Raw genomic sequence first — 14,152 nt, 5'->3', positions numbered from 1 at the left:
GCGCTCAGTGAAGAAAATCCGCATCAGCTGCACCAACCAATACGAATGCAAGGGCAACAATACGATGAAGAATCCGGCCTGCACTACAACCGCCACCGGTATTACGACCCGACAATAGGCCGGTATATTACTCAGGATCCGATTGGGTTGAGGGGCGGGTTAAACTTTTATGGTTATCCGTTAGATCCAGTTATTTATATTGATCCACTCGGGTTAGCATGCTCCGCTGGAACACATGCAATTTCTTCAAATCCTGCCGATACAAAAAAACTGCAAGATGCACTTCAAAGCTATCTGAATAAAGGAATCGTATACGGCACAGGAGCTAATCAATTAGTATGTAACCAATTAGTTGACCGCTCTATTAATCAAGCATTTCCAAATACTGTACAGGGCGAGCCAAATACTCATCAAATGCGTGCCGGCATTGGGCCATTTTCAAGAACAAATACGCCAAAACCTGGCGATTTAGCCCTTATGACAACACCAGGGCATATTGTAGTGGTAACTGGGGTAAATGAAAACGATCAGGTATCACAATTTATTGGTAGCCAAACAAGTTAAGGTCCAGCATTTGTGAATTTGCCAGGGTACTGGTCTAATCCATTAAATAGAAGCGGAAACACAATTTATCTACAAATCTGCATTCCTAATTAAGCGAAATAATGAAAAGTAATATTATTATAAATTCTTACAAAACAGGATATAAAAACCACCATGGCTAAATTTAAAGAAACTATAAAACTTAGTTATATATTATTTATCATTACAGCTTTATTTTCTTTCCCATGCAAAACAGCTAAATTAAATGACTGGGGGCGAGATCACCCTCGGGCAAAAGTGACACTAGACTATTGGGGCGAGGCATGCTCTACTGATATGGGTGACCCTGTTCTTCGAGGAGGTATAATCCCTTATTTTGATTGTCAATCTTATCTTTATGGCATGCTAGACACTTACCTTTCCGTTAGTAAATTCATACCTAAAAACCAACGAGTATGTTTACCTAAAAATATATCCCCTTGGCAAATATTACAAGACACCAAATATATTTTCGATGTCTCACCTACTGACAATAACTTTAGGAAACCTTATAATGGCCCTAATACAGCCTCCGTTGAAATAATTAAAGAATTATATAAAAAATACCCATGCAAATAATAAACTGATAATTTATTTTAATTCATAGAAACAATTTAATTTCAAAGTGAATTGACTAAAATAGTATAACGATAAAATAGGTAAAGTTTAATGATATCCGCCTACTGGCGCTATTACTTCGAAGGTAACCAGCTCATCAAACACAATATGGCCGACATGCGCCATCCGGGTAATCGCCTGAGCGAAGATGCGCATTTTTATTATCAGTATGACCAGTACGGCAACCTCAGCCAAAAAATCAGCAAACGCGACGCGGGCGAAGTGCATCACTACCGCTACGACCGCAGCCATCGGCTCGTCAGCTACCTCTACGCCCAAGACGGTGAACCCCTGCGCGGCGGCCGCTACTGCTACGACCCGCTGGGCCGACGCATCGGTAAACAGCTCATGCAGCGCAACCAGCCTAAACACATCAGCTGGTTCGGCTGGGACGGCGACAAACTGGTGCTCACCGAACGTGATGGCACCCGCATTCACACGGTCTATTTGCCCCACAGCTTTGTGCCCCTGCTGCGTTTTGAAGGCGATAGGCCGCCCACAATCACCCCGCTGGCCGACAAACTTGAGCAGGAAGTGGGTATCACCCTGCCGCCCGATTTCAAGCAAACCCTGCACCACATCGAGCAGGCGCTACGCGACAACCGCCTCAGCGAAGAACAGCATGCGTGGCTCAATCAGGTTCAGCTCAGCCCGGAATATCTGGCCACCCTGCTCGACCCGTTGCCGGATACGCCCCACGCCGCCCAGCTGTACGACTGCAACCACCTCGGCACGCCGCAACAGCTCATCAACCTCAACGGCGATATCGACTGGTCCATCACGCTGGACGCTTGGGGCAATGCGCTCAGTGAAGAAAACCCGCATCAGCTGCACCAGCCAATCAGAATGCAGGGGCAGCAATACGATGAAGAATCCGGCCTGCACTACAACCGCCATCGCTATTACGATCCGACGATAGGGCGGTATATTACTCAGGATCCGATTGGGTTGAGGGGTGGGTTAAACTTTTATGTTTACCCTTTAAGTTCTCTTCAATTTATAGATCCATTGGGTTTAGCATCAACTAAACTGGATGGAAAAAAAATCCAGGTACATAACAATGATGTTGATCCTTGGCCAAGCAAGCCGCATGGACATATTTACGATTAAAATCAAGTAATTGATAAGAATGGGAAAAATATTCGATAAGTCGACAGGTAAAGAAATATGTTCTTTATCAAAAAAATCATTGGCCAAATGGACAGAATTTCTTGGGAAAATTGGTAAACTTTCATTTATCGGTGATATTGTGATATTCCATAATCTTCTTACTAATGAAGCTAAAGAGAGATGTGAAAATGGAGATTTTGGTATGTGTGGTGTTTTAAAAATTTTAGATAACAAACAGAGCAATCCAAATGAAATATAATACTTCACTTAAAGTCAGTCAAGAAGGAAAAGAAAATGAAAACAATAAAAACACCCCCTATCATCGATGAACAAAATTATTTATTTTTTTGCAAAACTTGGGATGAAAATGATGATATTTGGGTAGACTCCTCTGAGTTAACTCACTCAGATGACATTGTGAAATATGTAAGCCTAGCGTTTGCCTTTCCTAATGAAAATTTCACCACAGTGATACTTAGTGAAATAGCAGAAAAAAAACAGACTCCAATGGCTTTGCTAAAAAAAATCATCTTATTCGGCGATCAAGGAGCTATTGAAAGTGTCTGCATGCGAACTGATCTTAATGAGGATCTAGAATACACATGCAATTCACTTAAATTGGAACATGAAAAGAAAAAAGTATAATTCATACTATTGATTTAATATAAAAAAGAAACAGCAATTATTTTAGTATAAAAATACATACTCTAAAAAAATACAATCGTAGGAATTATTATCATTAATTGATAGAACTCATATACACATGAGAGACTCTTGCCGGATATTTGTAAGGCTATTCAAGCATGTGTTTTATATTCAAAAGCCTCGGTGGAGAAATTCAGAATGCTAACGAGACCTAAAGATGGCGTTAATATGGAAAAAAAAGAATTCCTTAGTCTAATGAAGTTCCCAGATGAATGGACAGAGCTAGATATGTATCCCGATGAGTTATTTACTGGACAGTTAAAATTATATAAATCAGATAATGACAGTGACGGTTCTGAACATTATAGAAATGGTGCATTTCATTGGTGGATAAAAATAAATCCAAGCAATTTATTTTTATTAAACCTAGTTAAACTAAGTTTCCTAGACCCTGACCAATTGATGGCAGAGGATATAAGATCATATATAATAAAACAAATAAACTATGACGAAAAGGTTGAGGGAATGATGAAAGAAATGTATATACAGAACCTAAAATTCATCGCAAATGCACGCGAAAAATCATAAATTGATAACGATAAATCTAAAGAAATTGCACTCAAACATTGTAATGGAATATTACTAGATTTCCGACTAGTGCAATGGTTAATAAACCTCATCTAAGTACTGGTCGGATCTTCTTTCTTAGGTAGATCCGTAGTCATTCAATACCGATAATTTCGCCGTAGAAATGTACATCACTAACTAGGGATTAGAATATTGGATGGAGCAATAGGCAGAGTGCCTCCCATCAACTGCACCAGCCAATAAGAATACAAGGCAGCAATATGATGAGGAATCAAGCCTACACTATAACCACTATCGATGCTGCAACCCGACGATAGGTCGGTATATTACTCAGAGTCCAAATAGTTCGCTGGCGCAATAAGAGGTCGGAACAGCCGCCTGAACTGAACAATCGAGCTCGACGCATGGTGCAGTTCCTTAATCAAGCACCTGTAAAATTATTCCACCTGAAAATCAGCGCTAGTCAGTTGGCCGCCGTCGTCCATTACCGTTAGCTGATATCGTCCTGCACGCGTGAAACTATAGGCAAACTGTGGTTCCTGAGAAACCAGTTCTCCATTTAAAAACCACCAGCGTTCCCCTATCCCACCTTGCGTCGTTAAGCGCAAATCGATACGAGTCTTACCCGGCGGACGGCGCAGAATTGAACCATTATTGAGCCCAATCAAAATGAGTGGTGCAGAAGTTGTCTCAACCGGCGGTGGGCAGGTTTGGCTTGCCATAGGCAAACGATGGGATCTTTTTTCGGCCTCAGGGAGCCACGGTTCTAATGGCAACGGCCATAGCGCCAGCTTTTTCTCAACCGCTCCCGCGCATTCAGGGGCGACACGCTCGCCTTTATCGTTTAACCATTGACGCAGCCAAATTCCCTGACTGCTTTCCTGCCCTGGAGCAACGAGCGTAGGTGGAATGGTGCCATCCAGTATCCATGCCGAGCGGCGTTGGCGACAGTTGGTATCCTGCGCGTTCAGCGGCTGGCCGCCGGGCCAGCAGATCACCGCACTGGAGACCGAGCGCGGCCGAGGGTCTGTCGGCCATCCATTGCCGCGTAAACGTGGATTATTCAGCAGTAAATTATTAAGTTGAAACAGCAACGGTATCGCCGTGGCGTAGCCAAATTGTCCAGCAACCGGAGTACCGTCTGGACGCCCAACCCACACGCCAATAGTGTAGCGAGCGTTCACGCCTACGGCCCATGCATCACGATAGCCAAAACTGGTTCCCGTCTTCCATGCCAGCGGAACTACCGCAGATAGGGAATCATCCGGTTCAGGCCTTGCCTGCCCTGCCAGCGTGCGGCGGATGATCCATGCAGCCCCCGGCGACATCAGCGGTCGATTATGAATTTTTTCTGTCGGTACAAAACGTAAATCAGCACTTTGTCCCTGCCGCGCTAACGAGCTGTAAGCAGAAACCAGCTGATCTAGCCTAATGCCTGCGCCACCTAGAATGAGTGATAAGTTAGGCTCAGCATAAGCGGGAAAACGTAACGTTAGCCCTGCATTGCGCAGTTCGGCGGTAAAACGTTTCGGGCCATAGGCCTCCATCAGCTGTACCGCGGGGAGATTCAACGAACGCGTGAGTGCTTCACTCGCAGCTACGGCGCCATGAAATCCCGTATCAAAATTTCCCGGTCGATAATCGCCAAAACGGCGCGGCACGTCCTGCAGCAAAGATTCGTTGTGGATGATCCCATCATCTAGCGCAAGCCCATACAAAAACGGCTTAAGAGTGGAACCGGGAGAACGCCACGCGCTTACCATATCCACATAGCCAAAACGCGAGCGGTCAGCAAAGTTCAGCGATCCCAAATAAGCCTTCACCTGCATATCCGTATGATCGACAATCAGCACGCCTACTGATGTTTTCGCCGGCAGACGCGAAAGCCATCCCTTCGCTAACGTTTCAAGCTGCCGCTGTAGAGCGGCATCAATTGTTGTCTGAATGACATCCTGATGTGGATAGGTTTGCACCATGCGCCGTGCTAACAGTGGCGCTGTCTGCGGCATTTGTCGTGAAGCCAACCAAACAGGCTCCTGCTTCACATCATCCGCCTGCTGTTTTGTCCATACTTGATACTGCACCAAGCGATCGAGCACCTTGTTGCGCGCCGCCTGCGCACGCTCTGGGTAGCGATCTGGACGTAAACGACTTGGCGCCTGAGGTAATACGGCGAGTAAAGCAGCTTCTCCGCGCGTGAGCTCATCAGGCGGCTTACCTAAATAGGCCCAACTTGCCGCACCGATGCCTTGTAGCGTGCCGCCAAAGGGGGCACGATTAAGATAGAGTTCGAGAATTTGAGTCTTAGAAAGATGCCATTCTAACTGTGCCGTACGCCAGATTTGACGCACTTTGCCACCGAAGGTGCGGGGATGAGGATCGAGTAAACGCGCAACCTGCATAGACAGGGTGCTTCCTCCGGAAATAATCTCACCGTGACTGAGGTCTTGCCAAGCCGCCCGCGCAATAGCAAAAGGGTTAATACCCGGGTGCTTATAGAACCAGCGATCTTCGTAAGTTAACAGAGCCTGAAGATAATACGGTGACACTTGCTTGATCGTAACAGGATAGCGCCATACGCCTTGCCCATCAGCAAAGCGCCACAGCGGCGAGCCGTCCTCAGCCACTACAACCCGTGCGACTTGCACATCGCTAAGTGGAAGCGGCCAGACCTTATCAGCCAGCCACAACCCACTACCAATCAACAGCGCAAGCAGTGCGATTATCACGCACCGCTTGCGTAAACGTTTCAGTGACATCCTCAATCAGCTATCACTGGCCGATAATCACAGTTGAAGGCGTTTCCCCAACGGCACGCCACTGCGGGATATACATTGATTCAACCTGCGGCGCAGGCAGTTGATATTTACCCGGCGTTACCGCTCTTGCCAGATACAACAGAGTCGTATGCTGGCCAGACTGAATATCCACCGCCGCCACATAGCGATCGTCACGGAACTCTTGATGTTTGAGCGTAGTCTGGCGTGATGCATCGAGCAGCGAAGTCACCTCGGTTGCCGCATCATCCAAGCTTGCGCTGGCATCATTCAGGTTTTGATTTTCAAGCTCAACGCCTGCGGGCAGCAGATCAACCACCAGCGCATCCGGCACGTGTTCTGACGACCACACATCCAGATGAACCAAGATGAGCTGCCCACTTTTCAGCTGCGTCAAATCAAGCGGTTTGCCATCTAATCCTAAGAAATCACGTTTGATATTGAGAATATTGCTCATTGGCTGCGGAGCGCTACTTGGATAGCCTACAACGTCAAAACGAGGATAAAGCGTTGACTCACCTTGGTTATTAATCACCAAGCCGTTAGTAAGCCAAGATTCATCATAGTTTTTAACCTGAGCCTGTTCGCCATAGGCTAAATCAACGCCCTTCGCCGATAAAATAACTCCTTTCCATTCACTTTCCGGCTGGCCAATAAAACCTTTGCCTGCCATAAATACCGCGTTCTGTTCTTGGGTCGAAAGATATTCTGTGGTCGTTAATCGATCCGACAACGAAAGTAAGCGTTGCTCCTGCGTTGTTGGCTCGAGGTTAAACTCTTCCATCAGCGCCAGAATCATCGCATCGTCCCGCACTGGGCTGCCGTAGTCTTCCAGCCAATAGTTCGTTGCCGAACGCTGCAGTGCCAGACCTTGCTTGAGCACTTCTTCGCTGCGCGGTGTATCACCCATGAGCTTAAGCGCAATGCCTAGCTGGATCAGAGGTAAACCGGACTCGGCCTGAGCACGACGCTCATACAGCTGGCGCAAAGCACCTAGCGGTGCCTGTTTCTGCTGTGCCAAAACGAGTCCTGCATAGGCCTGCACGGCAAAACGCGTCGCATCTGGACGTGCGCTGCTGTTTACGTCTATTTGATTGCGATCTTGGAGATAGCGCAACAGCGCGGCATCTGCCTGTTTCAACCCGTCATCCTGTACGGCAAAACCGCGTTCACGCGCACGATGCAAGAAATCGGTAACATATGCGGTTAACCAATACTCTTCTGGTCCATCACTGCTCCACAACGCAAAACTGCCGTTATAGCGCTGCATACCCAGCAAACGGGTAATTCCCGTTTCAATATTCTGTCGGCGAACATCATCCGTAGAGGTTTTGATACCTAGCTGTACCAACTGTTGTTGATTGGTATACAGCGATGGGAACAGGCCACTGGTGGTTTGTTCCAGACAGCCGTACGGATAGGCGTACAGCGCACGTACGTAACGCGCTATATTCAGCGGCGGTCGGCTAGTCAGTAGTAGTGATGCTTCTGGCGCAACGAGACCTGAAAGTTGCTCAGTATCTACGTGCCAGCTGTCACCAGGTTTAATAATGCTCGCCAAATGGCGAGTTTGAGCAGGGTATGCCGGACGCACGCCTATTTTCCAGCTATGTTCATAATCACTGACTTGTTCGCCCGGTAGCTGCATTCCGACGATGCGAATGGCTACGTTGCCATCCCCAAATCCATTATTCGCACTAACTGGGATGGTGAGAGTCTTACGTTGCCCATTTTCGAGCTCAACCGTTTGAGTATTGTCGCCACTCAGGCTGATAAGACCAGACGCGGTCAGTGCTACTCCCAACGTTTGCGGATGCCCAGACAGATTTGTGACATCCAGCGCCAGCTGGCTGCTATCGCCACCCGCGAGGAAGCGTGGTGTTTGTAGCTCTGCGATAATCGGCGCAGCGACCGTCATTTTACGTTCGGCGCTACCAAAGTTTTGCCCATTCCACGCTTGAGCCATAAGCCTTAGCTCACCGTTAAAATCTGGAACTGGAAGCTGGATCGTCCCGTTGCCATTTTCATCCAGCGTGATACGTTGCAGCTGCTGCGCGACGATATTCACTTCGGTTGGTGGTTTCTTGCCGCCGCGTGACAGCGCATCTTCATCTTCGCCATCGCCACCAAAGCGCAGCGTTGCTAAACGTCCAGAGCCTTCGATGAGCTGTCCATAAACGTCATACTGATCCGCACCGTAGCGTTTACGACCTAAGAAAGCGTCGTACGGGTCGGGCGTTTTGAAATCAGTAATACTCAAAACACCGGTGTCCACGGCGGAAAGTAAAACGGTCACTTCTTTTTGTTTCTCGCCACCGGCCCCAGCAACGTTGACCTGAACCGGCACCGTCTGGTTTGGTCTGATTTTGTCTTGCGCTGTCAGCGTCACATTCAGCTTACGCGCTTCTTCATTGAGAGGAATATGTAATAAGCCTACCGCACGTTTTGGCGTTACCTGCTTATCTTTCTCTCCTGGGCGAACCACTAGCGCATTGAAATAGAGATCGTGACGACGCCATTCTTGATTGAGCGGAACCTCTACCGTGGTACCGGCTTCTGGTACATCAATTTCCTGCCACCATAAAGGCCCTTCGCCAGATTCCAGCATCAGGTATCCCTTGCCGGCGGTTGGCGCGTTGATGGTCACTTTCACCTTTTCACCCGGCTGGTAATTAGGTTTATCCAGCTTCAGCTTCACTTGATCGGGGCGCACTGCGCCCGTACCGTCAGTATTATCCTGCCAGCGATATCCAGCCCAGAATCGAACGCTGTTGATCAGGCCGTTGGCTGGATCTTTCACTTCAAGGCGGTAAGAACCCCATTCGACGGGGAAACTCACTTTAGCACTGCCGTCAGCGGCGATATTTAGCGTTTGCTCACCGACGGGCAGATCTTTTTGATCGTATTGAGACTGCCAGCCAGCCCCTTCAGACCATTGCCAGTAATAATCGCGACGCTCTTGAATCAGCGTGGCTTTCAGACCCTGTTTGGCGAGACGTTTCCCATGTGGATCGGCATAGATCACATCAAAGGCAGCGTCGCTATTTTCATCAACCATCGGCTGCTTACGATAGCTATTGGTCTGGTAATCATAAATATCTTGCTGGCCGAAAAGCGGACGGATCGCTGACAGCTGTTTGGCTGGCCAAATATCCTGTTCGCTACGTCGAGTCACCGGGCGACCACCAGACTCTAATAGACTCGCTTGGAAAATCAGACGCACAGGAGATTTAACATCGGCCCACTGACTTTCCGTTTCAATGCTTGCCATGCCCTGCTCATCGAGCGTGGTATCAACTTCATCTAAGGAGCGCTTTAGATTTTCTTCCGTGGCCGAACCAAAGCTGTAACCCGGCAATTCGGTAACCGCTTCACGCAACGGACGCAAATAAAGCTGCCCTTGAAGGCGGTTCATCGCCGCCGGAGCCCCATATAAATAGCGTCCTGACACATTGAAACTGGCGCTCTGCTGCATCTCAATGGGAGATGCGCTTTCCGGTTTTATTTCCAGAGCCATGCGTTCAGGCATGAAGTCTTCAACGTTAATCGCATAGTAGCGCGGCTGGTTGTCGCCCAGATTGAAACGCAGCGACCATTTCCCCGTCGCTGCACTTTCAGGCAGTGCATAGCGATATTGGTATAACCCATTCTCCGGCTTCCAAACGAAGCTCGACGCTACGCTATCGTCTGGACGCAGCACATCAACTTTTATCGGCTGTTCAGGCAAAGGCTGTCCATCGGCATCGCGCAGCAGAGCATTCACAATCACCGTTTCACCCGGGCGATAAAGATCGCGTGGGCCAAAAGCAAACAGCTGCTTGCTGAAGCCTTCAGGGCCACCAATATCAAACTCACTGAGATCGAGCGCAGGCTGCGTCAGGTCGATAATACTGGTCTGCCCATTTTGGTTAGCCAGTAACAGTTTCGCTTTTGGCGACTTGCTTAGCTGCGCGTGCCCCTGCGCGTCGGTTTTACCTTCTGTTAGCACACGCCCTTTTTCATCTAACACCTGCAATGCCACATCAGACATCGCGCCACCGCCCGCTAAGGCCTGAGTAAAAACATCCATGCGTTCATGATAGCTGTGCAGTGAAACACCGATGTCGCTCAACGTTAACAAAGTGGCTGGATTACTGTAGCTGTAACGCCCCGCTTGCTGCATCACGGCTAGATAAACACCGCTCTCTTGCAGAGGCTTTATGTCGCTAAGCGGAAGCTGAAGCTTTTCACGTGTATTGCGCTGAGGATTGAGATCAAAGCGTCCGCTGTAGACCAAATCAGCCATTTTTAGCAGTTCATCAGACCGCCATGATTCTACCGATTGGCCGTAGCCCCACTCGGATAAAAACGCAGGTAAAGACGCAGGCTTAATGCGGTAAAAATTGACGTCTACGCTGTTTACGTTAAGCGCCATCACCGGTAAACCGGCGGCAACTTTACCGGGCAATAACGAACCACGGCTGGCAAATCCAACGCTTGGCTGAATATCTTTGGTAGCAATTTTTTGCTGTGTTTCTTTACCTAGCGTTGCGCCATTAAGCGCCACCAAGGTGGGATCAATCGTGAGGAGCAATTTACGTTTGGGCTCTAGATGACGCAACCGCAGTTCACGCAGGTTATCTGAAAGCTCCCATGCACCGTCGATTTTGCCTTTTTCGGTGTCCACTAAGTGGACGCTATCGGCAAATTTTTGTTTAGGATCTAAGGGAATGGAAAAGGTGAGCACAAGCGCGGCTGCACCATCTAGCTGTAGCTCAGAGGCATCGAGTAAAGTTAGCGTTTTACCCTGCGATTGTTTCGCCATTTGCGCCAAATCTGTGTCACTCAGCGCTTTCTTTTGCGTGGCGACAGCGGCGGGATCCGATGTGGTTGTGGTTTTCACATCGTTGTTATCACAGGCAGAAAGCGCAGTAATAAGTGCTGCCACGAGTACACTACGACGCAACATGCGGACAGAGCGGCAGTTTTTTGACTGAGGTGATCCTTGGCGCATAACATTTTCCATTTTTAATCCGAATAGCACTATTATCCGTGACAAACAATGAAAGTGAAATGGCGAAACCTTAATTCAGATTATGCTAGGCCTAAAATGGCAAAGAGAGCCTTGCGGCTCTCAACGTTATTGAAATATTAGGCAGTTCCGCTGGAAGGGATGCTATTGCGTAGCCAGCTGCCCCAGCGCCGCTGATAAAACGGCTGGGTATGCGTTTTCAGATAATGACTCACGGCATCCCCTTTTTCATCGGTGACAAGGCAAAGGTCTACCGGCTCATCTTCTGGCGCGGTTTCGCTTGCCAAGCTGCCTGTTTCCTGAATGAGCAAATCGATCTCTTCATCAGTGCCATCAATTTCTAACCCAATCAGTAAATTAGGTTTTTCATCGACCGCCTGATCCTGAAATATCGCTAAATAGGCATTGCGTACAATTTTGCGTTGAGTAAACAGCGTGGTTAACGCATCCACCATGGCAGACGGATACGCTTCAGGCTGCCCAAGCAAAATTTTACTTCCGCCATCAACCACCTGCTCCATCGGCTGTGCCATACCGCCCGTTTGCAGCAGCATTGCAACTTCCTGCGCGTAGAAAGCTTTGCCATATTCACATTTTGGATTCAAAAACAGCTGAGCGCCTTTGGTTATCGCGAACAGATCGCGAACCGGTAACGCCATAAACGGTTGTTCTTCGTCTTCCACTGCCTGCTGTAACATCTTCAACGAAGAGAAAAACGGGATCGTCGAGAGCCCATCTTGCATTTCCCAATGCTGTACATTCAGCTCACCGTTAGGGGCAATAATAAGCTCGCCTTTATCCTGAACGCCGCTTTCGGCCAGAATATAAACCGTAGAATCCAGCAGCGTGCGATAAAACAGTGTGCGATAGGCGGGGTCTTTTACCGCCTTTTCCAAGCTTTTTTCGAGCTGCTCTTCTGGGGTGTCGTGGTGGTGATCGTGATGATGAGAACTCATCGGGTGCTCCAAAATCGATATGTAATGACCCCACCCTAACCCTCCCCTTCGCGGGGGAGGGAACAGAATGGATGCACAATATAAATTTGTGCTCGGACGGCCCCTCCCCCTGAGAAGGGAGAGGCTGGGTGGGGGTCAGTAGTCCGTAATTACGCTTTCGCTTTTTCCAGCAGTAAATTAGCCAGCGCGCGCACGCCTAAACCTGTTGCGCCCGCAGCCCACTGATCGACGGCGCTTTTACGGTAGGTTGCAGAGCAGTCAATATGCAGCCAGCCTTGACGGTATTCTTTAACGAAATAAGACAGGAACGCCGCTGCGGTACTTGCGCCGGCGCCGTATGCCGCACCGGCAATATTATTGAGCTCGGCAAAGTTGGATGGCAACTGGCTGCGGTGGAATTCTGCCAGCGGCAAGCGCCAGAAAGCTTCATTCTCTTGCTCAGCGCTTTGCAGCATGTCGGCTGCCAAGGCGTCATCAAAGCTAAACAGGGCATGGTAATCGTTGCCTAGCGCCGTTTTAGCCGCGCCGGTCAAGGTTGCACAGTCAATGATCATCGCCGCATTCTGCTCAGAAGCATCAATCAGGCCATCAGCCAAGACCAAACGCCCTTCCGCATCGGTATTCATAATCTCAACGGTTTTACCGTTGCGATAGGTAATAATGTCGCCCAGCTTGAACGCATTGCCGCTAACCAGATTATCCGCGCAGCAAAGATAAAGTTTTACACGCTGATTCAAACCACGAGAAACCGCCAGCGCCAGCGCTCCGGTGACCGTAGCTGCGCCACCCATGTCTGATTTCATGGAGTCCATGAAGGCGCTTTGCTTCATGCTGTAACCGCCGGAGTCAAAGGTGATGCCTTTACCCACCAAGCAGGCCAGAACAGGCGCATCAGGGTTTCCAGTTGGGTTGTAATCCAGAGCTAACAGCACAGGAGAACGCTCCGAGCCGCGACCGACAGTGTGCAACCCCATATACCCTTGCTCGCGCAGATCTTCACCTTTGGTGATGCGGTAGCTGACATTGTCACAGGCAACGCTGCACATCAGATCAACCGCGCGCTGTGCCAGCTGAGATGGCCCCACCTCTTCGGCTGGCGCATTGATCGTGTCACGCACCCAGTCGACGATCTTCAAACGACGATCTAATTCAGCGCGATCGGATTCGCTCAGATCGGGCCACTGCACTTGACGCGATCCTTTTGGCCCACGATAACCCTGCCAAAAAGCCCAGCATTTTTCCAAATCCCAACCTTCACCGGCTAGATGAACCTGTTTGATGCCTTGTCCATCAAGCTTGCGCGCAGCGCGCTGTACAGCAACAAGCTCACCAGTACCGTTTAGATGAATAACCATCCCTTCGCTGCCGGAACTCAGCAACGCTTTTTCGCCCCAGCGTGCATCGGCTGGCTGATGGGATAGGCTTACGGGCATAAATTCGGTCGACATAAATCTTCTCCTGATATACCCAGCGAATTTGCAGCGACACGTAGATGAGTGGGTGCTCGAATAAACGCGGGTATCATTATTAATCGTTAGTTTTTCAGTGAAATTGATTTGCGATTAGCGTGTTCTATCAATATCTGGATTGGAGTAATTTGGATTGTAGTAAAAGGGCCACCTTCACAGGTAGCCCTTTAACTTTTTACTCTGCTTCATCTAACCAGACTAGCAGGATAGCTTCCAGAATTTTTTCGTTCGATTTTGTAGGGTCATCGTCGAAATCTTCTAAATCGCAAATCCATTGGTGCATATCGGTGAAGCGAACGGTTTTAGGATCGATATCCGGAAACGCATCATACAGCGCTTCGCCAATCTCGCGGCTGTCTTGCCACTTCAGACCCATAATATTCTCCCAAACAAGCG

General features: G+C 48.7%; 10 protein-coding genes and 1 pseudogene. 6 read left to right on the top strand and 5 right to left on the bottom strand.

The window, feature by feature from the left end; genetic code table 11:
• From BN1044_RS23815 to BN1044_RS04190, 6 genes and pseudogenes are all read left to right on the top strand, one after another.
• Window positions 1-216 (top strand): annotated as a pseudogene (locus BN1044_RS23815) (RHS repeat-associated core domain-containing protein); the annotation flags it as partial.
• Window positions 217-717: 501 nt separating this feature from the next.
• Window positions 718-1,161, top strand: a complete 444-nt coding sequence (locus tag BN1044_RS04210) for a hypothetical protein (RefSeq protein WP_072307678.1) — start codon at window positions 718-720, stop codon at window positions 1,159-1,161.
• 90 nt (window positions 1,162-1,251) lie between these two features.
• Window positions 1,252-2,310, top strand: a complete 1,059-nt coding sequence (locus tag BN1044_RS24110; protein WP_072307677.1) for an RHS repeat-associated core domain-containing protein — start codon at window positions 1,252-1,254, stop codon at window positions 2,308-2,310.
• Window positions 2,311-2,329: 19 nt separating this feature from the next.
• Window positions 2,330-2,569 carry a hypothetical protein gene (locus tag BN1044_RS04200; RefSeq protein WP_072307676.1) on the top strand — a complete coding sequence of 80 codons (240 nt, stop codon included), beginning with the start codon at window positions 2,330-2,332 and terminating at the stop codon, window positions 2,567-2,569.
• 35 nt (window positions 2,570-2,604) lie between these two features.
• Window positions 2,605-2,955: a hypothetical protein gene (locus BN1044_RS04195; protein WP_072307675.1), complete on the top strand. Its 351-nt coding sequence runs from the start codon at window positions 2,605-2,607 to the stop codon at window positions 2,953-2,955.
• Between the two features lie 228 nt (window positions 2,956-3,183).
• The gene (locus tag BN1044_RS04190) at window positions 3,184-3,543 is read left to right on the top strand and encodes a hypothetical protein (protein WP_072307680.1); all 360 of its coding nucleotides are present in this window, start codon (window positions 3,184-3,186) and stop codon (window positions 3,541-3,543) included.
• Between the two features lie 437 nt (window positions 3,544-3,980).
• Here the strand turns inward: BN1044_RS04190 and pbpC are convergent, their stop codons facing one another.
• The 5 genes from pbpC to iscX all read right to left on the bottom strand — a co-directional run bounded on the left by pbpC (window position 3,981) and on the right by iscX (window position 14,132).
• The gene (pbpC, locus tag BN1044_RS04185) at window positions 3,981-6,302 is read right to left on the bottom strand and encodes a peptidoglycan glycosyltransferase PbpC (RefSeq protein WP_072307674.1); all 2,322 of its coding nucleotides are present in this window, start codon (window positions 6,300-6,302) and stop codon (window positions 3,981-3,983) included.
• A 13-nt stretch (window positions 6,303-6,315) separates the two neighbouring features.
• Window positions 6,316-11,313, bottom strand: coding sequence for an alpha-2-macroglobulin family protein (locus BN1044_RS04180; protein ID WP_168780248.1), 4,998 nt, complete (start codon window positions 11,311-11,313; stop codon window positions 6,316-6,318).
• A gap of 137 nt (window positions 11,314-11,450) precedes the next feature.
• On the bottom strand, window positions 11,451-12,287 hold the full coding sequence (sseB, locus tag BN1044_RS04175) for an enhanced serine sensitivity protein SseB (protein ID WP_072307672.1): 837 nt from the start codon (window positions 12,285-12,287) through the stop codon (window positions 11,451-11,453).
• 149 nt (window positions 12,288-12,436) lie between these two features.
• Complete coding sequence (gene pepB / locus BN1044_RS04170; protein WP_072307671.1) at window positions 12,437-13,735, bottom strand: aminopeptidase PepB; 1,299 nt, start codon at window positions 13,733-13,735, stop codon at window positions 12,437-12,439.
• A 196-nt stretch (window positions 13,736-13,931) separates the two neighbouring features.
• Window positions 13,932-14,132 (bottom strand): Fe-S cluster assembly protein IscX, encoded by a 201-nt coding sequence (iscX, locus tag BN1044_RS04165; RefSeq protein ID WP_025800422.1) that lies wholly within the window; start codon window positions 14,130-14,132, stop codon window positions 13,932-13,934.
• Window positions 14,133-14,152 lie beyond the last annotated feature (20 nt).

The organism is Hafnia alvei (genome assembly GCF_900095695.1).
GTDB classification, from domain to species: domain Bacteria; phylum Pseudomonadota; class Gammaproteobacteria; order Enterobacterales; family Enterobacteriaceae; genus Hafnia; species Hafnia alvei_B.
Note: the sequence above shows the minus strand (reverse complement) of the source record. Positions and strands in the feature narration are given on the sequence as shown.

Bases quoted from the DNA above. Each gene is read 5' to 3' on its own strand.
- BN1044_RS04210 (WP_072307678.1), top strand. From the start codon at position 718: ATGGCTAAATTTAAAGAAACTATAAAACTTAGTTATATATTATTTATC.
- BN1044_RS24110 (WP_072307677.1), top strand. From the start codon at position 1,252: ATGATATCCGCCTACTGGCGCTATTACTTCGAAGGTAACCAGCTCATC.
- BN1044_RS04200 (WP_072307676.1), top strand. From the start codon at position 2,330: ATGGGAAAAATATTCGATAAGTCGACAGGTAAAGAAATATGTTCTTTA.
- BN1044_RS04195 (WP_072307675.1), top strand. From the start codon at position 2,605: ATGAAAACAATAAAAACACCCCCTATCATCGATGAACAAAATTATTTA.
- BN1044_RS04190 (WP_072307680.1), top strand. From the start codon at position 3,184: ATGGAAAAAAAAGAATTCCTTAGTCTAATGAAGTTCCCAGATGAATGG.
- pbpC (WP_072307674.1), bottom strand. From the start codon at position 6,302: ATGTCACTGAAACGTTTACGCAAGCGGTGCGTGATAATCGCACTGCTT.
- BN1044_RS04180 (WP_168780248.1), bottom strand. From the start codon at position 11,313: ATGCGCCAAGGATCACCTCAGTCAAAAAACTGCCGCTCTGTCCGCATG.
- sseB (WP_072307672.1), bottom strand. From the start codon at position 12,287: ATGAGTTCTCATCATCACGATCACCACCACGACACCCCAGAAGAGCAG.
- pepB (WP_072307671.1), bottom strand. From the start codon at position 13,735: ATGTCGACCGAATTTATGCCCGTAAGCCTATCCCATCAGCCAGCCGAT.
- iscX (WP_025800422.1), bottom strand. From the start codon at position 14,132: ATGGGTCTGAAGTGGCAAGACAGCCGCGAGATTGGCGAAGCGCTGTAT.